The following is a 23,771-nucleotide window of genomic DNA, read 5'->3' on the forward strand; positions in this document are numbered from 1 at the left end:
GCCTCAGCCCGTCCGGGCCAGCAGGGTGTGGGAACGCGCGTTGCGGCGTGCGCGTGCCGGCGCGATGTCGAGCTGCTCGCGGTACTTGGCGACCGTGCGCCGCGCGATGTGCACGCCCTGTCGGGCGAGCAGGGCGGCGATGGCGTCGTCGGCGAGGGGGCGCTGTGCGGGTTCGGCATCGATCAGGCGCTTGACCATCGCCCTGACCGCGGCGCCGGAGACATTCGCGCCGTCCAGGCGCACCGCGAAGAAGCGCTTCATCTCGATGGTGCCGCGCGGCGTCTGCAGGTACTTGCCGGTGGTGATGCGCGAGACCGTGGATTCGTGCATGCCGATGGCGTCGGCGACTTCCTTGAGCGTCAGCGGTGCCATCGCTTCCTCGCCCTGTTCGAGGAACGCGGCCTGGCGCTCGACGATCACCCGCGCGGTGCGCAGCAGGGTGTCATAGCGCATCGACAGGCCGCGGGTGAACCAGCGCGCTTCCTGCAGCAGCTCGCGCATCGGCGCGGTGGCGGCGCCACCTTCGCCTTCGGCGACGGCGCGCTCGTAGCCGGCGTTGATCGATATCCGCGGCGTGGAGCGCGGATTGAGTGCCACGCGCCAGCCGGCGTCGGCCTTCCACACCACCACGTCCGGCACCACCGCCTGGTCCGCTTCGGGTGCACCGGCTTCGCCGGGCTTCGGGTCCAGCGACAGCACCAGCCGCACAGCTTCGTGGGCATCGGCTTCGTCACAGCCAAGCCGACGTGCGACCGCACCGATGTCATGCGCCGCCAGTGCATCGAGCGCATCGCGGATCAGGCGCGCGGCCAGCGGGCGGGCGGCGACCGTGCCGGGCAGGGCCGCGAGCTGTGCAAGCAGGCACTCGCGCAGGTCGCATGCGGCAACGCCGGCCGGGTCACCGGCAAGCAGGCGCTGGCGCACGCCTTCGATCTCGCTTGCGTGCCGGTCGAACAGCGCGCAGGCGCGGCGGGTCAGCGCGTCCAGCGGTGCCGTCAGGTAACCGGCGTCATCGCAGTTCTCCAGCCAATAGGCCGCGACCTCGAGATCGCGGGTATCCAGCTCGGCCGCCAGCCGCTGCAGGATGCGCAGCTGCGGATCGGTGGACTCACCGGCGGCGATGCGCTGCATGCCATCGTCGTCGGCATCGTTCCAGCCCGCACCGCGCACGTCCCACATCGATGTTTCCGGCAGCTCGTCGAACGAGGCGACCTCGGCCTGCGCGTCGGCCGGTTCTGGCATCGCGCTTGCAACGGGTTCCTCGTCGAGTTCCAGCAGCGGGTTGTGTTCCAGCACGCGGCGGATTTCCAGCTCCAGCTGCAGGCCATCGAGCTGCAGCAGACGGATCGACTGCAGCAGCTGCGGGGTCATGTGCAGCTGCTGGCCGAGCTGCATCGAGGTGGTGGCGCTGGCCTTCATGGCGACTCCGAAACACCGGTCACGGTGCGTGTGGAGACATCGTGAAGCCGCCGCGACGGGATCTGTATCGGGAAGAACCCGGCGCCGCCAGGTGATCGACCGACACCTGTAGGGGATTCCCTTACGCCTTTTCTGCCGAGGCCGGCGGAATTCCGACGGCGGTCACATCTCACGGACTGATGCTGCCGTCGTCCCCGCGAAGGCGGGGACCCATGGACGTGGCCTTATCATGCAACCCGCGCCACCTGGACAACGCGACTGGGCTGTTCGCAGGTCGCCGCTACACCACTTCCTGCTGATGCCTCGCCGCGAGCACCACCAGCTCGTTGGCGCGACGGCAGCCCAGCGCTTCCATCATCCGCGCGCGGTGGGTTTCCACCGTCTTGACGCTGATGCCGAGCTCGGCGCCGATTTCCTTGTTGCCCAGGCCGCGGCCGATCATGCCGAGGATCTGCCGCTGGCGCGGCGACAGCGCATCCACGCCCACCGCCTTCTCGCGTCCGAACATCGGCGCCATCATCCGCGACGACAGCCGCGGGCTGAGGAACACCTGGCCCGACATCGCCGTGCGCAGCGCGAGTTCGAGTTCCAGTGGCGCTGCATCCTTGACGATGAAGCCGCAGGCGCCGCGCTCGATCGCGGTGCGCACGTGCTGCGAGTCGTCGTGCATCGACATGATCAGCACCCGCGTGGCGGGCAGTTCGTTGCGGATGGCGACCATCGCCTCGATGCCGTTGCGGCCGGGCAGGGACAGGTCCATCAGCACCACGTCGGGGCGATGGATCAGGCTGAGGTCGAAGGCCTCGTCGGCGCGGCTCGCTTCGCCGCAGACGTCCACATCGCCGAAACCCTGCAACAGGCGGGTAAGCCCCGCGCGGACAAGGGTGTGGTCGTCAACGATCAGTACGCGCACCGGTCGGTGTCTCCCCCGGCCACCTGGCCGTGTTGCCCGGCCAAGGATACGCGAGCCGCCGGCTCAGCGCCGGCGCTGCTCGGCGATCTGGCGGCGGTGCAGGCGGAACAGGTGGCGGTCGAGCGCCTCGGCGAGATCGGGACGCAGGTCCGCGAACGCCAGCCACACGCGGTGGCCGACGACATCGAGCACCGTGGCCGGCAGTTCCACGTGGTCGGGCAGCCAGTCCGCAGGCTGCAGCTTCACCAGCACGGGCGTGCCCGCATCCAGCGCGGGCACGTCGGCGAGGTCGATGCGCAGGCCATGCCGCGACCAGCGCAACTCGTGCTCGGGCATGCCGTCGACCTGGCGCGCGAGGCGCCCAAGCAACGCAAGGATGAGGTCGAGCTTGGCATCCATCCGCTGGGCGAGCAGCGGCAGGTCGCCATGCTCCTCGCCGCCGTCGTCCTTGCGCAGGTCCTCGATCTGGGCGAGGCCGGACAGCAGGGTCACCGCCTGCGCCTGGCGACCACGGCTGTCGGAAGTTGCAATCGAGACGGGCAGGGCGAGCTCGCAGCTGAGCACGTCGGCGAACAGCCGGTGCTCCGCCGTCGTGCCCGTGTGTCCGCCGGCCGAAGTCACAGCGCGACCCCGACCGCCGCATAGGCGCGCGAGGCGTGGCCGCTGCGCTGGGCGTCCCGTGCTTCCCGCCCGAGCGACTCGCGCAATTCGTGCATCGTCGTCAGCAGTTCGTTCTGCATCCGCAGCAGCGTACGCAATCCATCCATCGGAACGGAGCTGCCGGTACGTTCGATGTAGCCTCGCAGCTCGCGGTCGTAGCTCGACATGATGGCCTGCGCACCATCGAGGTCGCGGCAATCCAGCGCCGCCTCGAGGGAAGCCAACTCCGTTGCGAGCTGTTGCAGGGATGTCAGGCTCATGCCGTGGCACTCGCGGGCACGTTGCCGACCACCGCCGGGCGGATGGCGTTCCATGCGGTTTCGATCTCGCCAAGCAGCGACAGACACTCCCGGAGCGCCTCGACATCGTTGTCGAGGTTGGCTTCGGTCAGCCGCCGCAGGACGTAGTCGTACAGCGACGACAGGTTGCTTGCGACCTCGCCGCCGGCCTCGTGGTCCAGGGAGCCGTTGAGGTGCCCGACGATGGCGCAGGCTTCGCCGATCGCCTTGCCCTTGCGGGCCGGGTCACCGCGCTCCAGGCAGGCCTCGGCCAGGCGGATGCGCTCGCACGCCCCCGACAGCAACAGTGCGACCAGCTTGTGCGGGTCGGCATCCATCACCGCACCCTCGAGCTGGCTCTGGCGGTACTGCTGGGCGTAATTGCGCGACATCATGGGGGTGGCTCCTAGCGGTTGCTGGTCTGCGCCGACAGCGCTGAAAGCTGCTGCGCCAGCGCGCTGCTGGTCGAGGTCATCTGCGCCATCAGTGAATCGAGCGCGACGAACTGGGTGCGGTAACGCTTCGCGGCCGCGTCCATCCGCACGTCGAGCGCTTCGCGTTGCTTGGCGACGTCCTTGAGCTGGTCGTTCAGGCCCTTGGTACGCAGGGTGAGTGCGCCGTCGGTGCCGACGTAACGCTTGACCACGTCGTTGAGCTTCGCGGCAAGGCCGGTTTCGCCAGTGAATGCGGCGATGACCCTGGCCGAATTGCTTGCCATCGCCTCGTTGAACTTCGTCGAGTCCAGCACCAGGCTGCCGTCGGGATTCGGAAACCCCTGCGTCTGCAGGCCCAGGGTCTTCGCATCGAGGCCCTGCGCTGCAAGGCCGCCGAGCAGGTCGTTCATCACGTTGCGCAGCTGCGACGCGGCGCCACGCATCTGCGCATCGCCGGTCAGCGACGACGGCGTCTTGGTTTCGGCGTTGTAGGTGGTCGCGGTGCCAATTGCCTTGAGTGCGGCGTTGTAGGCCTTGACGAAGCCATCCACGGCCGCGCGGCTGCCGGCGGGATCGGCGCTGACGTCGACGCGGCTGGTGCCCGCCTGCTTCAGCACCAGGGTCATGCCGGGTACGGCGTCCTTGATGGTGTTGCTCGCCGCGGTGGTCAGCAGGCCGTCGATCACGACCTTTGCATCGGCTGCGGGAGACTGTTGGGCCAGGCCCTGGACCAGCGACTGCAGATCGCTGTCGCCTTCGACCATCTCGATCGTGATGCCGTTCGCCGCGCCGGTCTTGGCACTGCCGAGCGAAAGATGATGGCCGGCGTCGGAAGTCAGCAACGCGGCCTGCACGCCATGCTTCCCGGCGGCATCGTTGATCGCGCTGCGGATGTCGGCGAGCGTCGCATCGGCCTTGATCGCAACGTCGACCGAGTCCTCGCCGATCGCCACGCGCAGCGTCCCGGCGGAGAACTTGCTGCCGACCTCGGTGCCGGTGCCCAGCAGCTTGTGGGCAGTGGCCAGGGACAGCACCTCGACCTGGTAACTGCCAACCGGTGTATTGCGCCCGACGGTGGGAGTGAGCACCGCATCGGAGGTCGCGTTTGCGGTGCTACCCGACGCCAGCGACAGCATGGTCGAGCCGACCGTGCGAGCACCCAGCGCATCCACCTTCTGCAGGCCGTCGAGCGCGGTCTTGAGTGCATCGAAGGCGGAGGCGACGCTGCCCAGGCCGGAGAGCTTGAACTTGGTCGTCGATTCCAGGGTGTTGAGGCGGGCGTTCTGCGGCGCACGGTCGGCCGCGACCAGCTGGCTGACGATGCCACTGATGTCGAGCCCCGAGCCGATGCCGCCGTAACCGAAGGAATAGTCCGCCATGTCAGGTCTCCGTCGCCCGGCAGGCCGGGCAGGCCGCCCCGGCGCGCCGGGACATCAGGGATAGCGGCCACACGCCGCGATCCTTGAGCCGTGCAAGTTGCGTGCCTTGTTCTGCTCACGGGTCCGAAAAGCAGAAAGGCCCCCGGATGGGTCCGGAGGCCTTTGAACTGGGACGGCGAAGGCCGTCCCGATGATCCGCAGCACTCAGCGCAGCAGGCTGAGCACGTTCTGCGGGATCTGGTTGGCCTGCGCCAGCATCGCGGTACCGGCCTGCTGCAGCACCTGGGTGCGCGACAGCTCGGCGGTTTCCTTGGCGAAGTCGGTGTCCATGATCCGGCTGCGCGAGGCCGACAGATTCTCCGACGTGGTCTGCAGGTTGGCGACAACCGAGCTGAAACGGTTCTGGATCGCACCGAGGTCCGCGCGAGAAGAGTTCACGTCATTCAGTGCCGAGTCCATAATCGAGATAGCGCGCTGAGCGCCCGCGAAGTTGCTGATGTCGACGTTGGTCACGGCAGTCTTGTCAGTGGCAGCCAAGGCAGAGAAGGTGCCAGTCAGGTTGGTGTCAATCGAATCGCCCACTTCACCTGCCTTCGTAGAAAACAGCTCCACCGCACCGGTCGGAACACCATCGCCGTCCACAGTGAGCGAGGCACCCACCCCCGTTTCAGCCGCCTTGGCGTTAATGGTGCTGACGTAATAGTTCGCTGCCGCGAGCTCGCCGGCGGCTTCAGCATCCGCAGCACTTTCGTAGACATTGCCGGACGCGGCAATGGTGCTGCCTGCAAACTCAACGCCACCGATTGTGAAATCGGCGACAGTGATTTCGGTGTAGCTGTGCGCGGCGGGGGTGCCGCCATCATCGCTAGTAGTAACGGCGACCGCGTCGATGGTGCCCTTGGCGAACAGACCGGCACCCAGAGCATTGGTCTGTGCATTGGTGATGCTGTCGACGGAAATCAACTGACCGGCATCGGCACCGACCTGGAAGGCTTTGCCGGAGAAGCTGCCATCGAGCAGGTTGGTACCGTTGAAGCTGGTCTGCTTGGCCACGCGGTCAATCTCGGCGACGAGCTGGTTCACTTCCTTCTGCAACGCCTCGCGGTCGCCCTTGGAGTTGGTGGCGTTCGAGGACTGCACGGCCAGCTCACGGATGCGCTGCAGGTTGTTGCCGATCTCGCCCAGCGCGCCTTCGGCAGTCTGCGCCAGCGAGATGCCGTCGTTGGCGTTGCGGGCGGCCTGGTTCATGCCGCGGATCTGGGTGCTGAAGCGCTCGGAGATCGCGAGGCCGGCGGCGTCGTCCTTGGCGCTGTTGATGCGCAGACCCGACGACAGGCGCTGGATCGAGGTCGACAGGCTGGCGGAGTTCGTTGCCAGGTTGCGCTGGGCGTTGAGCGAGATGGTGTTGGTGTTGATGACGGACATGATGCGGGTCTCCTGGTTTGGGAATCCGGCACGGGAACAGGGCCTGGCCGGTGGCTCCGCAGGGTGGTTGCCGTTGTTCGGCCCTGTCCTCTGCTGTGAGCATTAACGGCGTGTCGTCGTCAAGCTTTAATGCTGCGTTGCCGGCGATCCGCGTGCCCTTTCGGTCACGGGAGCATTAACGGCAGGGTGGGGCGGGGGTTTAGGGCCGGGTAGGGAGTGCCTCCACGCGCAGGCGCGGTGCGGGATCGCGCGGTCACGTACAACCCGTGTCTACGCGTAGCCTGGATAAGGCCGGAGGCCGCATCCGGGATGCGGTGATGCCGGATGTGCGACACGGGTGCGATCCCGGATGCGCTTCGCTTATCCGCGCTACGGGATGCCCTCATCCGCCCCTGCGGGGCACCTTCTCCCGCGGGCGGGAGAAGGGCCAGAGCGTTCGAAGTGTCAGAAGCGTCAGCGGATCAGGTTGAACAGCGACAGGCGCTGCATCTGCACGAAGCTGAGCTGTGCGGCTTCGAGTGCGACCTTCTCGAGGTCGAAGCGGGCGATGGCGTCGGCGTAGTCGAGATCGCGCAGGCCGGAGAGTGTGGTTTCCAGCGTGAGGCCCTGCGCGTCGCGCAGGCTGGCGGCGTTGTCCAGCGCGGAGAGCTGTGCGCCGCCGCTGGCGCGGGCGTCGATCATGTGCTCCTGCGCGGTGGCGATGTCGCGCATCGAGGACTGCAGCGCGTTCTGCTGCGCTGCGCGTTGCGTATCGGTGGTGGCGCTCATCTGCAATGCGCCGAGCAGGCGATCGACGGTGGCGAAGATGTCGCGCGTGCCCGCGGCCGAGACCTCGAAGCTGTCGCCATCGGCGGGGGCGCCACGCAGCACGATCTGTGCGCCGGCGAAGGTGATCGCCTCGCCCGGCACATGGACGCCGGTGGCGACTTCGGTACCGCCTGCATCGGTGACGGTGTACGACGCGTCGGCGCCGAAGGCGATGCTGTAGCGGCCGCCATCCCACTGTGCGGAATCCACCAGGCCGAAGCTGCCGATCTGGCCGGTGCCGGTATTGCCCGCTGCTGCGGCCGCGTCGATGCGGCCGTCGCCGGCGCGCACGCGCAGGAAGACCTCGCTGCCGGGCAGGGCATCGGCGACGAACATCTGCGGTGCGATCTCGACCTGGCGCTGGGTCTGGTCGCCGCCGTAGATCACGCCGGTGCCGGTACGTGCGAATGGCGCACTGCCATCCTGGGTGCCGCCGAACAGGTAGCGGCCGGTGCCATCGGTGCTGTTGGCGAGGTCCAGCAGGCCGTCGCGCAGGCTGGTGACCTCGATGGCGATGGCCTTGCGGTCGCCGTCGGACAGCGCGCCGCCATTGGCCTGCACGGTCAGCTCGTTGATACGCCCCATCATGCCGCCGGCCTGGGTCAGCACGCTTTCCTGCATGCCCAGACGATGGCGCACCGTGTTGCCGTTGGCCTCGAAGCGCTCCAGCGCCGCAAGCGCGCGGTCCATGCCGACCGCAGCACCGGCGCCGACCGGATCGTCCTTGGCGGTAATCAGCTTCTGCCCCGTGGCCAGCTGCTGCTGCAGCTTCGCAAGCTGCGCCTGCTTCGACTGCAGGGTGGAGATCGACTGCTGGTACAGCATCCCAGTCGAAATACGATTGCTCATCGGCGCACGGCTCCCAGCAGGGTCTGGAACATGGTGTCGGCGGTGGAGATGATCTGCGCGGCGGCCTGGTAGGCCTGCTGCAGGCGGAGCATGTTGGCGGCCTCCTCGTCGAGGTTGACGCCGGACACGCGGTCGCGCGCGGCCTGCGCCTGTTCGTGCAGCACGCCCTGGGCCTCGGCGGCGTACTCGGCCTGGCGCGCGGCGGAGCCCACCGCGGTGGTCAGGCCGGCGATCGCGCCGTTGAGGCTGAGGTTGCCGCCATTGAGGTCACGGCGGTCATCGAAGCCGGCTAGGAGCGCTGCGTTGCCGTTGTCGCTGGAGCCGGCGCCATTGCGGCCGACGCTGAAGCTGTCGCCGGCGGCGGGCACGCCATCGAGGGTGAACGACCAGCCATTGGCGGCGATCACGTCGCCGGGCGCCCAGGTCACGGCCGCGCCCCCATTGATCGAGTAGCTGTCGCCGTCGAGGAATTCGATATTGGCCGTGGCGAGAAGATCGGCATGCGCGGGGTCGCTTACGCGCAGGCCGGTGGCCTTGCCGCTGCCGAGGTTGTCCAGGGTCGCCTGCACGCGCACCGGCGATGCCGCGGCGATGCGGGCCGGGTCGGTGATCGCGACGCCGATGCCGCCGGCGGCCTGTGCGGTCGGCTGCAGCAGGAAGCGGTCGTCGTCCTGTGGCGTGCCGCTCATCACCAGCGACAGCCCGCCGACCTGCAGAGGATCGGCAGCGCTGCCCGTACCGGCGAGCGGCACCGCCACGCCGGTGCTGGCATCGGTGGCCGACCAGGTGCCGCCGCGCCATTGCAGGACCAGGTTGCGACCATCGACGGCGCCGAGATCGGACACGCTGGCGGCAAGGTGCGCATCACCGGCGTTGCCGGCGTGGGCGTTGGCAGACGGCGGTGGCACGCGGAAGAACTCAGCGCCCATCGCGCCATGCTGGTCCATGCCGGCGGCATGGCCGGCGTTGAAAGTGGTCACCAGGCCAAGCGCGATGCGACCGAGTTCGGACTGCGCGGGGTCCAGCACCTGGCTGCGGAATTCCAGCAGGCCGCCGATGCGTCCACCCATCACCCGCTCGTCGATGCGGATGGTCTGGCCCTGCGTCTGCAGCGCGAGCTGCAGGCGTTCGGGTCGGTACGGGTCGGGCACCGTGGTCAGCTGCGACGGTTGGGTGCCGACCACCAGCGCCTGGCCGCCCGCGGTGAACACGTTGAGCGCGCCGCCATCCTGCTGCACGGCGGTGCCGCCGGTGTACGTCACCAGTTCGGCGACCAGCTGTTCGCGGCGGTCGAGCAGATCCGGCGCGGCGCTGCTGGCGGTGCCGATCTGCCCGTTCATCCGCGCGATCTCGCCGGCGAGGCGGTTGATCTCGTCGGCACCGGCCACCAGCCCGCCATTGACCTCGCGGCCCAGCATGTCGAACTGGCCCTGCAGCTGCGAGAAGCGCGTGGTCAGTGCGTTCGCCTGGCCCAGCATGTTCTGGCGCTCGGCCGGCGCGGATGCGTTTGACGACAGCGCGCTCACCGAGTCGAAGAACCCCGACCACAACCCGGCGATACCTGTGGCCTTGTCCGACATCAGCGCATCGACACGGTTCGCCATCGACGACAGCTGCTGCAGCCGGGCGAGTTCGCCGCCGCTGTCGATCAGCCGCGCATTGGCGAGTTCATCGGCCACGCGGCGGATGTCGCTGATCTGGGTGCCGCGCCCGATGTACCCCGCGCCCACGAACTGCGGGCTGCGCGCCTCGAAATCGACCCGCTGGCGGCTGTAGCCCGGCGTGTTGATGTTGGCGACGTTGTGGCTGACCGTCGACAGCGCCCGCTGGAATGCGAGCAGTGCGCTGGTGCCTGTGGAAAGGACGTTGGGCATGGCGACGTTCCTGCGTCAGCGAAGGACGGCCTGGCGGGCCGCATCGGCCGCGCTGGCGAGGATATTGGTGGGCTGCGCGGCGGCGCCGGCGAGGTTGCGCGCCTGGTTGCCGATCGCCGACAACGCACGCTCGAGTGTCGGGCCGTTGGCGATGGAACTGATCTTGTCGGCGTAGCGCGGATCGGTGGCGTAGCCGGCACGCTGCAGGGCGGACGCGAAACGGCGCACGTCGCCGCCGGATTCCAGCGCCTGCCGGTAGCGCGGGTTCTGTTTGATCATGCGCACGTAGTCGGCGAAGCTCTCGGCCGGCGAGCCGTAGGCACGGAACTCGGCACGCTCGGTGTGGCGCACGCCGTTGCTGTATTCGTGGGTGGTGGCTGCCGCACGCTCGCCCTTCCAGCCGGTGGCCTTGATGCCGAACAGGTTGTGCGCGGTGCCGCCATTGCCGTGCTGGATCATGCGGCGGCCCCAGCCGGTTTCGAGCGCGGCCTGCGCGACCAGCGCGCGCGCATCGACGCCGAGCTCGCGCGCGGCTTTCTGGGCGTCTCCCCAGATCGAGGCGACGAAACCTTCCGGGCTGCGTGGGCCGAAGCTTGCGGCCACCGCACGGGCGGCCGGTTCGATCACCGCATCGGCCACGGCTGCCGGCGCGCGGACCACCGCGGCACCGACCGCCTGCGCGGCATCGCCGATGGCGTCGATGGCCGGCTGTGCGCGGCGCATCAGGTTGTCGATGAAGCCGTCCATCGGCGAGCGCGAGGCCGCCGTGGCTGACGGCTCGCGACCGGCGATGAGGTCGAGCGCCTGCGTATTGAGCGTGTCCGGCACCGCGTCGAGGCGGTGCATCGTCTGCGGCAAGGGCAGGGCAGGCGCCACGCCCGATGCGGGCTGCAGTTGCGTGTCCAGCGCCGGCCTATCGCCATCGCCGCCGCCAAGCTGGCGTGCGATGACCTTCGCGAGGCCAAGGCCTTCGCCATCGGTCAGTGACTTGGCCAGGCGCTGGTCGTAGAGGTCGCGGTAGAGCTGGTTCTCGCCCGGGAACAGCGCATCGCCGAAACTGGCGTCGCGCATGCTCTTGATCATCATCTGCGCGAACACGCCTTCGAACTCGCGCGCGACCTGGTCGATGCGCGCGGCATCGTGGCGCTGGGCGGGGTTGAGCTCGATGGGCGTACCGGAGATGCGCATGTCAGATGACCTCGAGCTCCGCGCGCAGCGCACCGGCCTGCTTGAGCGCTTCGAGGATGGCGATCAGGTCACCAGGCGCGGCGCCAACGGCGTTCACCGCGCGCACGATCTCGTCGAGCGAGGTGCCGCCGGCGAACTTGAACATGCGGCTGCCTTCCTCGTCGACGGCGATGTCCGAGCGCGGGGTGACCACGGTATTGCCGCGACCGAAGGCTTCCGGCTGGCTGACATCGACGCTCTCGGTGATCGTCACCGACAGCGAGCCATGCGCGATCGCGGCGGGCATCACCTTGACCTGCGCGCCCATCACCACGGTGCCGGTGCGCGAGTTGACGATGACCTTGGCCGGCGCGGTGCCCGGCGACAGCTGCACGTTCTCGACCTCGGCGAGGAAGCCGATGCGCGCGGCCGGGTCGTAAGGTGCACGCACGGCGACCGTCACGCCATCGACGGCACGCGCGGTGCCCTGGCCGAAGCGTGCGTCGAGTGCGGCGACCATGTTGGACACGGTGCTGAAGTCGGCGCGGTTGAGGTTGAGGGTGAGCTCGCCGCCCTGGCTGAATCCGCCGGCGACTTCGCGCTCCACCATCGCGCCATTGGGAATGCGGCCGACGCTCGGCACGTTCACCGACACCCGCGAGCCATCACGACCCTGCGCGCCGAAGCCGCCGACCACCAGGCTGCCCTGGGCGATGGCATACACCTGGCCGTCGGCGCCCTTGAGCGGCGCCATCAGCAACGTGCCGCCACGCAGCGAGACCGCATTGGCGATCGAGGAGACGGTGATGTCGATGGTCTGGCCGGGCTTGGCGAATGGCGGCAGCTCGGCATGGATGGCCACCGCGGCCACGTTCTTCAGCTGCGGATTGACGTTGGCCGGCACGGTCACGCCCAGCTCGTTGAGCATGTTGCGCAGGCTCTGCACGGTGAAGGGCGACTGGCTGGTGCGGTCGCCGCTGCCATCGAGGCCCACCACGAGGCCGTAGCCGACCAGTGCGTTGCCACGCACGCCGCCGACGCTGGCAAGGTCCTTGATGCGTTCCTGCGCATGCGCGGGCATCGCCAGCGTGGCGATTGCGAGCATGATGCTGGAGAGCAGGCGGAGCGGGGTGATCGTGAACATGGCGGAAGCCTGGTTGGGACGCGGAAGACGCTGGACCCCGCCTGAGCGGGGTTGCCTTCGTCAGTAGGGAAAGAGGCGCGAATGGAAGAACCGGCCGAGCCAGCCCATCGCGTTGGATTGCGCGATTGCGCCGCGGCCGCCGTAGACGATGCGCGCGTCGGCGACGCGGCTGGACGGCACGCTGTTGTCCGGACCGATGTCGGAAGGACGCACGACGCCCTGCACCTGCACCAGTTCGTCACCCTGGTTGAGCCGCAGGTTCTTGCTGCCCTCGACGACCAGGTTGCCGTTGGGCAGGCGCTGCACCACGGTCACGGTGATGCTGCCCTGCAGACGGTTGCTCTGCGTGCTGCGGCCGCTGGCATCGAAGTCACGCGTGCCGCTGGCGGATGCGCTCAGCACGTCGCGGCCGTCGATGGTCACCGGGCCGCCGAACAGCTCCGGCACGCCGATGCCGATGCTGCTTTCCTTGCCAACCTGCGTTGCCGCATTGGTCTGCGCCACGGTGCTCTCGACCAGCTGGATGGTCAGCAGGTCGCCGACGTCGCGCGCACGCTTGTCGGCGAACAACGACAGCCCGGTATTGCCGCCGCCGGCCTGGTAGATCGCACCCTGGCTGGCATGGGCGACGGCAACAGGCGCCGGCTGCGTCTGTGCGATTGGCGGGTAGGGACGCACGTCGCCGGCGGCGACGCAGCCGGCCAGCAGCATCGGGGCCAGCACGGCGACCACGGCGGAACAGCGGAGGAGAAGGTTCATCGCGGTGCTCAGACGTTGTTGTTGAGGTAGCCCAGCATCGAATCGGTGGTCGAGATCGCCTTGGCGTTCATCTCGTAGGCGCGCTGGGTCTCGATCATGCTGACCAGCTCCTCGACCACGTTGACGTTGCTGCCTTCCAGCGAACCCTGCTCGAGCTGGCCGAGGCCATTGAGGCCCGGCGTACCGTTCTGTGCCGGGCCGGAGGCGGTGGTTTCGAGGTAGAGGTTCTCGCCGCGCGCCTGCAGGCCGGCGGGATTGATGAAATCGGTGATGGTGAGCGCGCCGATCTCCAGCGCCTGCGCCTCGCCGGCGACCTGCACGCTGATCGTGCCGTCCTTGCCGATGGTCATCGACTGCGCGCCTTCGGGCATCTGGATGCCGGGCTGCACCGGGTAGCCGCTGCTGGTGACGAGCTCGCCCTGCGCATTGACCTGGAAACCGCCGTCGCGGGTGTAGGCGGGGGTGCCGTCGGGCATCAGCACTTCGAAGAAGCCGCGGCCGCTGATCATCACGTCGAGCGCGCGACCGGTCTGCTGCGGGTTGCCCTGCTGGAAATCCTTGGCGGTGGAGACCACGCGCACGCCGGTGCCGAGCTGCAGGCCCGAGGGCAACTGCGTCTGTGCGGAGGTGGCGCCGCCGGGCTGGCGCACCTGCTGGTACAGCAGGTCCTCGAAATTGGCGCGGTCGCGCTTGAAACCGGTGGTGTTGGTGTTGGCGAGGTTGTTGGCCACCACCGACATCCGCGTCTGCTGCGCGTCCAGTCCGGTCTTGGCAACCCAGAGAGCCTGGTTCATCGAAGTTCCTCAGGGCGGGCGCGGAATGGCGCCGTCGCGAGGACTGATGCAATCGGTGTGCCAGAGACGGCTTTTGCCTGTCGTTCGCCGGGCAAAGCCAGGTCACCGCGATGCCGCGGACGGCCCAGGCCGGTCATCGTCATCCCCGCGAGGGCGGGGATCCAGGGACTTGCGGGCGCTCCGAGCGCTCACGCTGGTCCGACAGGGTGCGCTGCTCGGGCGAGCCGGAAATGGACGTCGCTGGCCCCGTACATGGCCGCTGAAGTCTCTGGATCCCCGCCTCCGCGGGATGACGGTTGAAAGACACGGCTCGGGCTCGAGGACGCAGGCCGCAGAACGAAGAACGAAGAACGAAGAACGCAGAGCTCGCGGCGCGGCACGCTACGCGGCAATACAGACGATCAACCACCCAAACGCAGCAGGCTGTTGGCGGCCTGGGCGTTGTCGTCGCCGCGCTGGATCAGCTTCACCTGCATCTCGAACTGGCGCTGCAGCTGGATCATCTGCACCAGCGCGCCGGCCGCATCCACGTTGCTGCCTTCCAGCGTGCCGGTGGTCATCACGTCACCCGCGGCCTGTGCCAGCGGCTGCTCGGGCGTGGTATTGCGCATCAGCCCGTCGAGGCCACGCGTCAGCCGGTCCGGCGTGGCATCGACCACGCGGATGCGGCCGACCATGGCCATGGTCTGCGGGCCTTCGCCCAGCGGGATGATCGACACGGTGCCGTCGTGGCCGATGTCGAGCGCCTGGTGCGGCGGCAGGGCGATCGGCTGGCCCTGCTCGTCGAGCAGGGGATGGCCGCCGGACGTGACCAGCTGGCCGTTCGGCGTGAGCGACAGGTTTCCGGCGCGGGTGTAGGCCTCGCCACCATCCGGCGATTGCACGGAGAGCCAGCGGTCCGGACGCAGCGAGACATCCAGCGGATTGCCGGTCACCCGCTGCGCGCCGACGCGGCTGTCGAAACCCTGGTCGACATGCAGGGCATCGATCCGCGATGCATGTCCCGGCCCTTCGACGCGGTAGGCGCGCGTATTGGCCAGCGCCGCCTTGAAGCCCGCGGTGTCGGCATTGGCGAGGTTGTGCGACACCGTGCCCTGCGCCTGCAGGGTGGAGCGCGCACCGGTCATCGCGACGTAGAGGGCTTTGTCCATGGGAGCCGTGATTCGTGGATTGGTGATTGGTGATTCGGAAGAGCGTGGTCACGGCGATCGGATTCAGGACGGAGAGCGGCAACCTCACGTTGCCGCTCTCCCGATCACGAATCACCAATCACCAGTCACGCCTCATCGGATATTGATCACCGTCTGGGTGACCTGGTCCTGGGTCGAGATCATCTGCGCGTTGGCCTGGAAGTTGCGCTGCGCGGTGATCATGTTCACCAGCTGCGCGGTGAGGTCGACGGTGGACGACTCCAGCGCGCCGGCCTGGATCTGGCCGAAATCCGAGGTGTCGGGCGCGCCGGTGCGCGGCGTGCCCGAGGCGTAGCTTTCCGCCCAGGTGTTCTCGCCCTGTGCCTGCAGGCCCTGCGGGTTGACGAAGGTGGACAGCGCGATCTGACCCAGCGGCCGGTCGGCGCCATTGGAATAGCGCGCGAACACCACGCCGTCGCCGGAGATGCTGATCTCGTTGAGCTTGCCGGCGGCATAGCCGTCCTGGCGCGTGTCGCGCAGCTGGAAGCGTTCGCCGTACTGGGTGGAACCGGCGAGGTCGAGATTGAGCTCGAGCACGCCGGCACCGGTGGACGGGGTGAACGGATCCAGCGCGATGCGGCCGTCGGCCGGGGCGAGCAGGGCGCCCGAGTCGGAGAACTGCAGGGTCACCGCAGCACCGGCGGGCTGGCCATCGACATAGTTGTGCACTTCCCACTCGTTCGGATTCGCGGTCTTGACGAAGTACGAGGTCTGCACGTGGCTCACGCCCAGCGAATCGAACACGGTGATGCCGCCGGTGGAGGCGTTGTAGCTGTTGGGTTCGCTGGGGTCGAAGCCGGCGATGGTCGGCTGCGCGGCGTTGCCGGGCAGGGTGAACATCAGGTTGACCCGGCTGGTCTGCTGCGGCGGGCTGTCGGTGGTGAGCAGCTGCAGGTCACCAACGCGGCCGATGTCGAAACCCTCTGCGCCTTCGCGCGGCGGATAGACCTGCAGGCGCGCGCCGTCAGGCGTGCCGACGAAGCCCTGCGCATCGGTCTGGAAGTTGCCGGCACGCGAGTACAGGCGCGCACCGTTCTTGTTGAGGGTGAAGAAGCCGTCGCCGTCGACCGCCATGTCCAGGCTGCGCCCGGTGGGGTCGATATTGCCCTGCGAGAACTGCTGCGCCACGTTGCTGAGCTTCACGCCGGAACCGATGGCGTTGCGCGCCAGGCCGTAGGTGCTGTTGGAGAACAGGTCGGCGAACTCCGCACGCGACTCCTTGAAGCCGGTGGTGTTGACGTTGGCGATGTTGTTCGCGGTGACGTTGAGGTTGGCGTTGGCCGCGTTGATGCCGGACAGCGAGGTGTTGAAGCTCATGGCGGACTCCGTGAGGTCGTGCGCGGGAAGGACGTGGAAGGGTGTGCGTCGTCAACCGACGCGTAGGACATGGCCGACCGGCGCGGTGCCGAGGCCCTGGATGTCGAGGTAGAGGCCATCGGCGCCGACCGACACGCTGTCGACGCGGCCGCGCACGTAGGTGCTCAGGGTGGTGCTGTCGCCGTTGCCGGCGACATGCTTCGCGGTGATGGCGTACTGGCCCGGTGGCATGCGCTCGCCGGCGGCATTGGTGCCATCCCAGGCGAACGGCACTTCACCCGCGGTATCGGCGCGCACCACGACCTGGCGCACCGGCTGGCCGTTGGCGTCGCTGATGTCGAAGGTGACGAGGCCTGGCGATGGCGCAGCCACCAGGCCGCTGGCCCCGCCATCCGCACCGAGCGCAACCTTCGCCGACGGCAGCACCACGTCACGGCCGACCAGCGCCGCGCCGCGCATCAGCTGGTCGCCGGCCATCGCGTTGGCGAAGCCGCTGACGGTGCCGTTGAGCGCCTGGATGCCCTGCACGGTGGAGAACTGGGCCATCTGGCCGAGGAACGCGCTGTTCTCCATCGGATTCAGCGGGTCCTGGTGCTTGAGCTGCTCGGTCATCAGGCGCAGGAACTCGGCCTGGCCCAGCGAATCGCTGCGCTTGTCGCCGCCGACCTTGCCGGCAGCGCCGCCGAGGCCGAGGTTGTTGAGGGCGTCACTGGAAATGCTGGTCATCGTGCGTGCTCCGGGCTCAGCGGCCCATGCTCAGGGTCGCGACGGCGAGCTCCTTGGCGGTGTTGAGCATCTCCACGCCGGCCTGGTAGCTGCGCGAGGCGGAGATCATGTTGACCATCTGCGCGACCGGATCGACGTCGGGCGCGTACACGTAACCCTGTTCGTCGGCGAGCGGATGACCGGGTTCGTAGCGCTGGATCGGCGGGGTGTCGCGCTCGACGATGCCCGCCACCTGCACGCCGGTGAGGGCCGGGTCGCTGCCGTGGGCGGTGGCGCGGAATACCGGCTCCAGCGGCTTGTAGACCTGGTCCGGCGAGCCGGCGACGGAGCCGGCATTGGCCATGTTGCTGGCCAGCGTGCTCAATCGCACCGACTGCGCCTGCAAGGCGGAGCCGGCAACGTCGAAGATCGGCAGGTTGCTCATGGCTTACTGTCCCGTGATCGCGGTCAGGAGGGTGCGCACCTTCGATTCCATGAAGCTGAGCGAGGCGCGGTATTCGAGGGCGGCACGGCCGTAGGCGGCGCGCTCGGCATCGGGATCGACGGTGTTGCCGTCCAGGCTCGGCTGGGCTGCGACGCGGGCCGTGGTGAACGGCTGCAGGGCGTCGTCGAGGCCGGCGATGGGGATGTGCGCGGAATTGGTTTCGCGCTGGATCGATGCGGTGCCGCCGGCTTCACGGGTGCGTGCCGCCGACGCGAGCGCGGCATTGAAATCGAGGTCGCGTGCCTGGTAGCCGGGGGTGTCGGCGTTGGCCAGGTTGCTGGCGATCAGCTTCATGCGCTGCTCGCGCAACGGCAGCGCATCGGCCTGCAGGCCCAGGTACGAGGAAATCAGGTTGGACATCGCAGCCCTCCGGCAAACGCTCGCCGGGGACTGTGCAAGTGGCGTGCCAGACCCTTCTCCCGCCTGTGGGAGAAGAGCCTGCCCCGAGGTGCTGCTGGGTCGGGGGTGGCGCGAAGCGCCGGATGAGGGCGTGGCGCGGGACACGGTCAGGGATGCAACGTCCCTGGACTCCCGCCTTCGCGGGAGTGACGACCGGGAGACCCGAAACCGGGGCTCGGTGCCCTCGCTCAGGCGACCCGGCGACCACCCGCGTCGGCGGCAACCTCGTTCAGCCGCTTCAGCACGTGCTCGGCCAGCTCGTGCGGGCTGTACTTCGCCACGAAGGCATTGGCGCCCACGCTCTTCACCATCGAGGTGTTGAACACGCCCGACAGCGAGGTGTGCAGCAGCACGAACAGATCGGCCAGGCCCGGATGGCGGCGGATTTCCGTCGTCAGGGTGTAGCCATCCATCGCCGGCATCTCGATGTCGGACACGATCATCGCGTAGCGCTGGGCCGGCGGCTCGCCGCTGGCGTGCAACTGCAAGAGGTGGTCCAGCGCCTGGCGGCCGTCGGAAAGCAGGGTCACGCCGACGCCCAGCTGGTCGAGCACGCTGCGGATCTGCTGGCGCGCCACGCGGGAATCGTCCACCACCAGCACCTGCATCGGCGGTGCGTCGGCGGGCAGGGCGTATTCCGGTGGCAACTCGGCATCCATCCGTGCCTGCGAGATGTCCGCCAGCACGCTTTCCACGTCGATGACCTGGATCAGCTCGCCCTGGTAGCGGGTGACCGCGGTGAGGTAGCTGCCTTCGGCGCCGAGGTCCGGCGGCGGGTGGATATCCTCGACCGCGATGTTGACGATGCGTTCGACCTCGCTGACCAGGAAACCCTGGATCGAGCGGTTGAACTCGGTGACCACCAGGTAGCCCGGTGTGTCGTGGGCGCGTTCCGGATGGGCGATGGCGAGGCCCAGGTCGAGCACCGGCACGCTGCGGCCGCGTACGTCGGCGACGCCGGCGAACTGTTCGGGCAGGCCCGGCACGCGGAACAGCCCCGGACGGCGCAGCACCTCCTGCACCTTGAAGACGTTGACGCCAAAAAGCTGGCGGCCGCCCAGGCGGAAGAGCAGCAGCGCCAGCCGGTTGTGGCCGGCGAGGCGGGTGCGCTGGTCGATACGGTCGAGCAGGTCCTGCGACATGCCGGCGGTATCGGCGCGGGCGGGGGCGACTTGAGCCGCGCTTGCGGCACGGCGCTTGCATCGGCGGGGCCATCGTTCCGCCGCAAGGACCCCCATGGCCCCGATGCCACCGCGCCGAGCAGCCCGTCATGTGCCGACCTCGCGTTGCCACTTGGTGTTGGTCGTGCTGTTCCTGCTCGGCAGCCTGCTGGTGCCGGTGGCCTGGGCATCGGCGGGTTTCCAGCCGGTGGAGTCGATCCGCGCCGCCGCGCTGGCCGCGGCCGGGGGTGGCGAGGGCACCGATGCCACGCTCGATCCGGCCCTGCGCATGCCGCGCTGCGCCCAGCCGCTGGAAGCACGCATGACCGGTGCCGGCACCGCCGAAGTCGCCTGTCCTTCGGGTTGGCGGCTGTTCGTGCCGGTGCGCGTGCACCGCAGCCAGACCGTACTGGTACTGGCGCGCAGCGTGGCTTCAGGACAACCGATCACGGCCGATGTCTTCATTGCCGAACAACGCGATGCCACGCGCATCGCCGGGGTGGCCATCGCCGATCCAGCGGAGGCAGTGGGCCGCGTCGCCCGTCGCACGCTCTCCGCAGGCAGCGTGTTGACCGCCGGCGACCTGGTCGCGCCACGGCTGGTGCGGCGCGGCGATACCATCGCCCTGGTCTCGCGCCGGGGCGGGGTGGAGGTGCGGATGGTCGGTCGCGCGCTCGGCGATGCCGGTGAGCACGAACGCGTCAGCGTGGAGAACCTGTCCTCGCGCCGCATCGTGCAGGGCACCGTGGATCCCGACGGCGACGTGCTGGTGAGCCGGTGACCTGCCCGGATCGGGGCTCCGACCCGGCTTGCGGCGGCCCCGGTGAACACGCTGAACGCATGTGGGGAATTCCCCTAAAGCTTTTCCGGCACCGGTCGATAACGGCCATGAACCCACTTACCAACCCGGCGTCAGGATCACTGCCATGACCCAGAAAATCGAAGGATTGTCCACCGCCGCGGTGCGCGGCACCGGTCCGGCCCTTGGCCAGGTGTCGCGTGCCGGCGATGCCCGCAAGGCCGTCGAGGCGCCCGCCGCCGCCGACAGCCTGCGCCTGACCGGCGAGGCCACCGGCCTGCAGGCCCTGCAGCGCGATCTCGCCACCCGTCCGGCGCTCGACGAGTCGCGGGTACAGGCAGTGCGCGAGGCATTGGCCTCGGGCAGCTACCGGATCGACCCGGAAGCGATCGCCTCGCGCATGCTCGAGCTGGACGCACAGCTCGCCGGCTGATGAGCGCCGCCCAGGCCAGCCTCGAACGCCTCGCCACGGCGCTCGCCGACGAACGCGAGGCGCTGATCGGCCACGACGTCGAGGCGCTGATGCGTTCCACGCACGCCAAGCTCACCGCGTTGCGCGAACTCGAGGCGAGCACGGACAGCGAGATCGCCGGCCCGCTGGCGGAGCTGGCCGAGCTCAACCGCGCCAACGGCGCACTGCTGGCCCGCCGTCGCCGCGAGGTGAACTGGGCCTTGCGCCACCTCGGGCGGGTCGAGAGCGCTCCGGCCTATGACGCCCATGGCCGTGCCGAACAGGCCCGGCATTCGCGCGAGCTCGCGGTCGCCTGAGCGCCCGCGCCCGGCGCCGACGCTATGATGCGGTGACCCACCGCCGCGTCCGGACACCGTGACCGCCACCTCCGACTCCGCCCCGCCGCCCTCCGTCCTCGCTGCCGCACTGTCGCGCGTACAGGAAGGCGTGCTGCTCTACCGCACCGATGGCACGCTGGCATATGCCAACGCCGCCGCCCAGGCGCTGTACCGCTCGCACCCGCTGTATTCCGGCGCGGAACCGGGTCTGTCCGACCTGCTGCCGGCGCACGCGTTGCCGCAGGCCCGCGAGCAGGGGCGCTGGAACGACTACCTGCCGTTCGGCGAGGGCCGCGTGCTGGTGGCATGGCTGCACGCATTGCCGGACGGCGAGCACATCCTCCTGTTGTTGCAGGACCCGGGCCTGGTGCGCGACAGCGACCAGGAACTGCTGCGCCGGCATGCCGAACTCAACGTGCGCCTCACCGCGGCGCAGGAGCAGCTGCTGCAGGCGGAGAAGATGGCCTCGATCGGCCAGCTGGCCGCCGGCGTGGCGCACGAGATCAACAATCCGATCGGCTACGTGCATTCCAACCTGGGCAGCCTGCAGGAATACCTGAGCAACCTGTTCGCGCTGGTGGATGCCTACGACCGCGCACTGGCGTCGCCGGATCCGGCCACCCAGCGCCAGGAGATCGACGCCACCCGCGAGCAGCTCGACATCGACTTCATCAGCCGCGACCTGCCGCAACTGTTGACCGAGTGCCGGCAGGGCATCGAGCGCGTGACCCGCATCGTCAAGGACCTCAAGGACTTCTCGCGTTCCGACCGCGACCATTCCTGGAAGCTCGCCGACCTGCACGCCGGGCTCGATTCCACCCTCAACATCGTCTGGAACGAACTGCGCTACAAGGCCACGCTCGACAAGCAGTACGGCACGCTGCCGATGATCGAATGCCTGCAGTCGGAGTTGAACCAGGTTTTCATGAACCTGCTGCTCAACGCCGGCCAGGCGATCGAGGAGCGCGGCGTGATCACCCTGCGCACCGGTGCCGCCGACGGCTCGGTATGGGTGGAGATCGGTGACGACGGAGCCGGCATCCCGGCCGAAGTGCAGCAACGCATCTTCGATCCGTTCTTCACCACCAAGCCGGTGGGCAAGGGCACCGGCCTGGGGCTGTCGATTTCCTATGGCATCGTCGCCAAGCACCACGGCCGCATCGAGGTCGACAGCACGCCGGGGCAGGGCAGTCGCTTCCGCGTGGTACTGCCGACCCGGCAGCCGAAGCTGGTCACCGCCTGACCACAGCGGTGCGGGCACGCGCTCCCACGCGCCGTTACGTCGACGCCTCGCGGTTGCGCTGGGTGTCGTGGGTGCGGAACGCCTGGCGGATGTGCTCGCGCAGCTCGGCGTCGTCCCAGGGCTTGGTCAGGAAGCGGTAGATCGCGCCGCGGTTGATGGCGTCGGTCACCGTGGCCAGGTCGGTGTAGCCCGACAGCACCAGGCGGATCGTGTCGGGGTAGAGCATCTTCACCCGGCCGAGGAACTCGGTGCCGTCCATTTCCGACATGCGCTGGTCCGACAGGATCACCTGCACCTCGTTGGTCGCCAGCAAACCGAAGGCATCGCGCACGTTGCCGGCAGCAAGGATCCGGTAGCCGTCGCGGCGGAACAGGCGCACCAGCGCACGCAGCACGTTCTCCTCGTCGTCCACCAGCAGCAGCGTGCGGTCGGTGGTGCTGGCGGCGAACAGTTCCGAACGCAGGTAGCGTCGGCGCAACGCCTGCCCGGCGGCTTCCGCGCTCATCGCCTCGCCGAACAGGTAGCCCTGGAAGATGTCGCAGTCGGCGCGGCGCAGGAAGCCGAGCTGGGCTTCGGTCTCCACGCCGTTGGCGATCACCTTCATGCCGAGCTGGTGGCCCATCGCGATCATCGCGCGCACGATCGCGGTCTCGCGGTTGCCCGCGGGCGCGGCGTTGATGAAGCTGCGGTCGATCTTGAGGATGTCGGCCGGATAGCGCACCAGCGCACCGAGGCTGGCATTGCCGGTGCCGAAGTTGTCCAGCGTCAGGCCCAGGCCCTCGTGGCGCAGCGCGGCGATCGCTTGGTAGACCGACTGGGTATTGGTGCTGAGCGCGCTCTCGTTGATCTCCAGCAGGATCGCCGAGGTCGGCAGGCCCGCCTGCTGCATGCGCGCGAGCAGGCGGTCGACGAAGTCCGGTTCGAGCAGCTGCAGCGTCGAGACATTGACGCCGACGAAGAAATCGTCGAAGCCCTGTTCCCGCCACAGCTTGCACTGCTCGACCACGCGCTCGAGCATCCAGTCGCCGATCTGCACGATCACGCCCAGCCGTTCGGCGATCGGCAGGAAGCGTTCCGGCAGCAGCAGCCCGAGCACCGGTGACTGCCAGCGGATCAGCGCCTCCATGCCGACGATGCGGCCGTCGCGGGCGCTGATCATCGGCTGGAAGCGCAGCCGCAGTTCGCGGTTCGGCAACGCATCGATGATCTGTCGCGCGATCGTGCTCTCGCTCTGCGCCCGATCCAGCGCCGGCGCTGCATGCACCTGCACGGGATCGTGCACCACGTGCGAGGCGCGACGCACGGCGGTCTCGGCCAGCTGCAGCAGCTGCGAGGCGTCATCGCCATGCTGCGGGCACAGGCTGATGCCGACCTTGGCGCCAAGGAACAGCGTGTACGGCAGTACCGTCAGCGGTTGCTCGATGGCTTCGATCAGCCGCTGGGCGAGTTCCTGCGCGTACACAACCGATGCCTGTGCATCGGGCACCGCGACGACGAATTCATCACTGCCGTGGCGCCAGACCCGGCCCCGGTCATCGATCAGGGTCTGCAGCCGCTGGCCGACGGTCTCCAGCGCGATATCGCCGACCTCGATGCCCATGTTCTGGTTGATCGAGGCGAAATGGTCGATGTCCACATGCAACACCACCAGCGGGGTGCCGCCATGCCGCGCCGCATCCACCAGCGCGGCGAGCTCGGGATGGCCGGCGCCCAGACGAGGCAGCGGGGGTGGCGCATCCGGATCCGTATTTCGCATCCCGGC

24 protein-coding genes are annotated in these 23,771 nt (G+C 68.7%); 4 read left to right on the forward strand and 20 right to left on the reverse strand.

Annotation, left to right across the window (positions count from 1 at the left end):
• Positions 1-3: 3 nt before the first annotated feature.
• From rpoN to E5843_RS07300, 19 genes are all read right to left on the reverse strand, one after another.
• Positions 4-1,419, reverse strand: a complete 1,416-nt coding sequence (gene rpoN, locus E5843_RS07215) for an RNA polymerase factor sigma-54 (protein ID WP_136412267.1) — start codon at positions 1,417-1,419, stop codon at positions 4-6.
• Between the two features lie 280 nt (positions 1,420-1,699).
• Positions 1,700-2,332 (reverse strand): response regulator transcription factor, encoded by a 633-nt coding sequence (locus E5843_RS07220; RefSeq protein ID WP_134673359.1) that lies wholly within the window; start codon positions 2,330-2,332, stop codon positions 1,700-1,702.
• A 63-nt stretch (positions 2,333-2,395) separates the two neighbouring features.
• The gene (locus E5843_RS14380; RefSeq protein ID WP_244240741.1) at positions 2,396-2,953 is read right to left on the reverse strand and encodes a PilZ domain-containing protein; all 558 of its coding nucleotides are present in this window, start codon (positions 2,951-2,953) and stop codon (positions 2,396-2,398) included.
• Complete coding sequence (locus tag E5843_RS14385; protein WP_244240742.1) at positions 2,950-3,252, reverse strand: hypothetical protein; 303 nt, start codon at positions 3,250-3,252, stop codon at positions 2,950-2,952. The genes E5843_RS14380 and E5843_RS14385 overlap by 4 nt, the downstream gene beginning before the upstream one ends.
• Positions 3,249-3,665: a flagellar export chaperone FliS gene (gene fliS, locus E5843_RS07230; RefSeq protein ID WP_136412269.1), complete on the reverse strand. Its 417-nt coding sequence runs from the start codon at positions 3,663-3,665 to the stop codon at positions 3,249-3,251. Before fliS ends, E5843_RS14385 begins: the two co-directional genes overlap by 4 nt.
• An 11-nt stretch (positions 3,666-3,676) precedes the next feature.
• The gene (gene fliD / locus E5843_RS07235) at positions 3,677-5,083 is read right to left on the reverse strand and encodes a flagellar filament capping protein FliD (protein WP_141065848.1); all 1,407 of its coding nucleotides are present in this window, start codon (positions 5,081-5,083) and stop codon (positions 3,677-3,679) included.
• A 204-nt stretch (positions 5,084-5,287) separates the two neighbouring features.
• Positions 5,288-6,511: a flagellin gene (locus E5843_RS07240; RefSeq protein ID WP_136412271.1), complete on the reverse strand. Its 1,224-nt coding sequence runs from the start codon at positions 6,509-6,511 to the stop codon at positions 5,288-5,290.
• Between the two features lie 450 nt (positions 6,512-6,961).
• Positions 6,962-8,164, reverse strand: a complete 1,203-nt coding sequence (flgL, locus tag E5843_RS07245; protein WP_141065849.1) for a flagellar hook-associated protein FlgL — start codon at positions 8,162-8,164, stop codon at positions 6,962-6,964.
• Entirely contained in the window at positions 8,161-10,038 is a 1,878-nt protein-coding gene (flgK, locus tag E5843_RS07250) for a flagellar hook-associated protein FlgK (RefSeq protein WP_136412272.1), read from the reverse strand. Before flgK ends, flgL begins: the two co-directional genes overlap by 4 nt.
• Positions 10,039-10,053: 15 nt before the next feature.
• Complete coding sequence (locus E5843_RS07255) at positions 10,054-11,226, reverse strand: glucosaminidase domain-containing protein (RefSeq protein WP_136412273.1); 1,173 nt, start codon at positions 11,224-11,226, stop codon at positions 10,054-10,056.
• A 1-nt stretch (position 11,227) separates the two neighbouring features.
• Positions 11,228-12,349, reverse strand: coding sequence for a flagellar basal body P-ring protein FlgI (locus E5843_RS07260; RefSeq protein ID WP_136412274.1), 1,122 nt, complete (start codon positions 12,347-12,349; stop codon positions 11,228-11,230).
• Positions 12,350-12,409: 60 nt separating this feature from the next.
• Entirely contained in the window at positions 12,410-13,108 is a 699-nt protein-coding gene (gene flgH, locus E5843_RS07265; protein ID WP_136412275.1) for a flagellar basal body L-ring protein FlgH, read from the reverse strand.
• A gap of 8 nt (positions 13,109-13,116) precedes the next feature.
• Positions 13,117-13,902 carry a flagellar basal-body rod protein FlgG gene (gene flgG / locus E5843_RS07270; protein WP_134673369.1) on the reverse strand — a complete coding sequence of 262 codons (786 nt, stop codon included), beginning with the start codon at positions 13,900-13,902 and terminating at the stop codon, positions 13,117-13,119.
• Between the two features lie 401 nt (positions 13,903-14,303).
• Entirely contained in the window at positions 14,304-15,053 is a 750-nt protein-coding gene (locus E5843_RS07275; protein ID WP_136412276.1) for a flagellar basal body rod protein FlgF, read from the reverse strand.
• A gap of 132 nt (positions 15,054-15,185) precedes the next feature.
• Positions 15,186-16,409, reverse strand: a complete 1,224-nt coding sequence (gene flgE, locus E5843_RS07280; RefSeq protein WP_134673371.1) for a flagellar hook protein FlgE — start codon at positions 16,407-16,409, stop codon at positions 15,186-15,188.
• A 51-nt stretch (positions 16,410-16,460) separates the two neighbouring features.
• Positions 16,461-17,135, reverse strand: coding sequence for a flagellar hook capping FlgD N-terminal domain-containing protein (locus E5843_RS07285; protein WP_136412277.1), 675 nt, complete (start codon positions 17,133-17,135; stop codon positions 16,461-16,463).
• Positions 17,136-17,151: 16 nt separating this feature from the next.
• On the reverse strand, positions 17,152-17,559 hold the full coding sequence (gene flgC, locus E5843_RS07290; protein ID WP_134673373.1) for a flagellar basal body rod protein FlgC: 408 nt from the start codon (positions 17,557-17,559) through the stop codon (positions 17,152-17,154).
• Between the two features lie 3 nt (positions 17,560-17,562).
• Positions 17,563-17,979, reverse strand: coding sequence for a flagellar basal body rod protein FlgB (flgB, locus tag E5843_RS07295; protein WP_141065850.1), 417 nt, complete (start codon positions 17,977-17,979; stop codon positions 17,563-17,565).
• Between the two features lie 227 nt (positions 17,980-18,206).
• Entirely contained in the window at positions 18,207-19,160 is a 954-nt protein-coding gene (locus tag E5843_RS07300; RefSeq protein ID WP_134673375.1) for a chemotaxis protein, read from the reverse strand.
• Positions 19,161-19,317: 157 nt separating this feature from the next.
• Here E5843_RS07300 and flgA point away from each other — a divergent pair, with 157 nt between their 5' ends.
• The 4 genes from flgA to E5843_RS07320 all read left to right on the forward strand — a co-directional run bounded on the left by flgA (position 19,318) and on the right by E5843_RS07320 (position 22,009).
• A complete protein-coding gene (flgA, locus tag E5843_RS07305; protein ID WP_425480741.1) occupies positions 19,318-19,959 on the forward strand; it encodes a flagellar basal body P-ring formation chaperone FlgA in 642 nt (213 codons plus the stop codon).
• 145 nt (positions 19,960-20,104) lie between these two features.
• The gene (flgM, locus tag E5843_RS07310; RefSeq protein ID WP_134673376.1) at positions 20,105-20,410 is read left to right on the forward strand and encodes a flagellar biosynthesis anti-sigma factor FlgM; all 306 of its coding nucleotides are present in this window, start codon (positions 20,105-20,107) and stop codon (positions 20,408-20,410) included.
• On the forward strand, positions 20,410-20,745 hold the full coding sequence (locus tag E5843_RS07315) for a flagellar protein FlgN (protein ID WP_134673377.1): 336 nt from the start codon (positions 20,410-20,412) through the stop codon (positions 20,743-20,745). The genes flgM and E5843_RS07315 overlap by 1 nt, the downstream gene beginning before the upstream one ends.
• A 58-nt stretch (positions 20,746-20,803) precedes the next feature.
• Positions 20,804-22,009 (forward strand): ATP-binding protein, encoded by a 1,206-nt coding sequence (locus E5843_RS07320; protein ID WP_141065851.1) that lies wholly within the window; start codon positions 20,804-20,806, stop codon positions 22,007-22,009.
• 34 nt (positions 22,010-22,043) lie between these two features.
• Here the strand turns inward: E5843_RS07320 and E5843_RS07325 are convergent, their stop codons facing one another.
• On the reverse strand, positions 22,044-23,765 hold the full coding sequence (locus E5843_RS07325) for an EAL domain-containing protein (RefSeq protein ID WP_134673379.1): 1,722 nt from the start codon (positions 23,763-23,765) through the stop codon (positions 22,044-22,046).
• Positions 23,766-23,771: the final 6 nt, after the last annotated feature.

Origin of the sequence: Luteimonas yindakuii (assembly GCF_004803715.2) — a bacterium.
Classification (GTDB): domain Bacteria; phylum Pseudomonadota; class Gammaproteobacteria; order Xanthomonadales; family Xanthomonadaceae; genus Luteimonas; species Luteimonas yindakuii.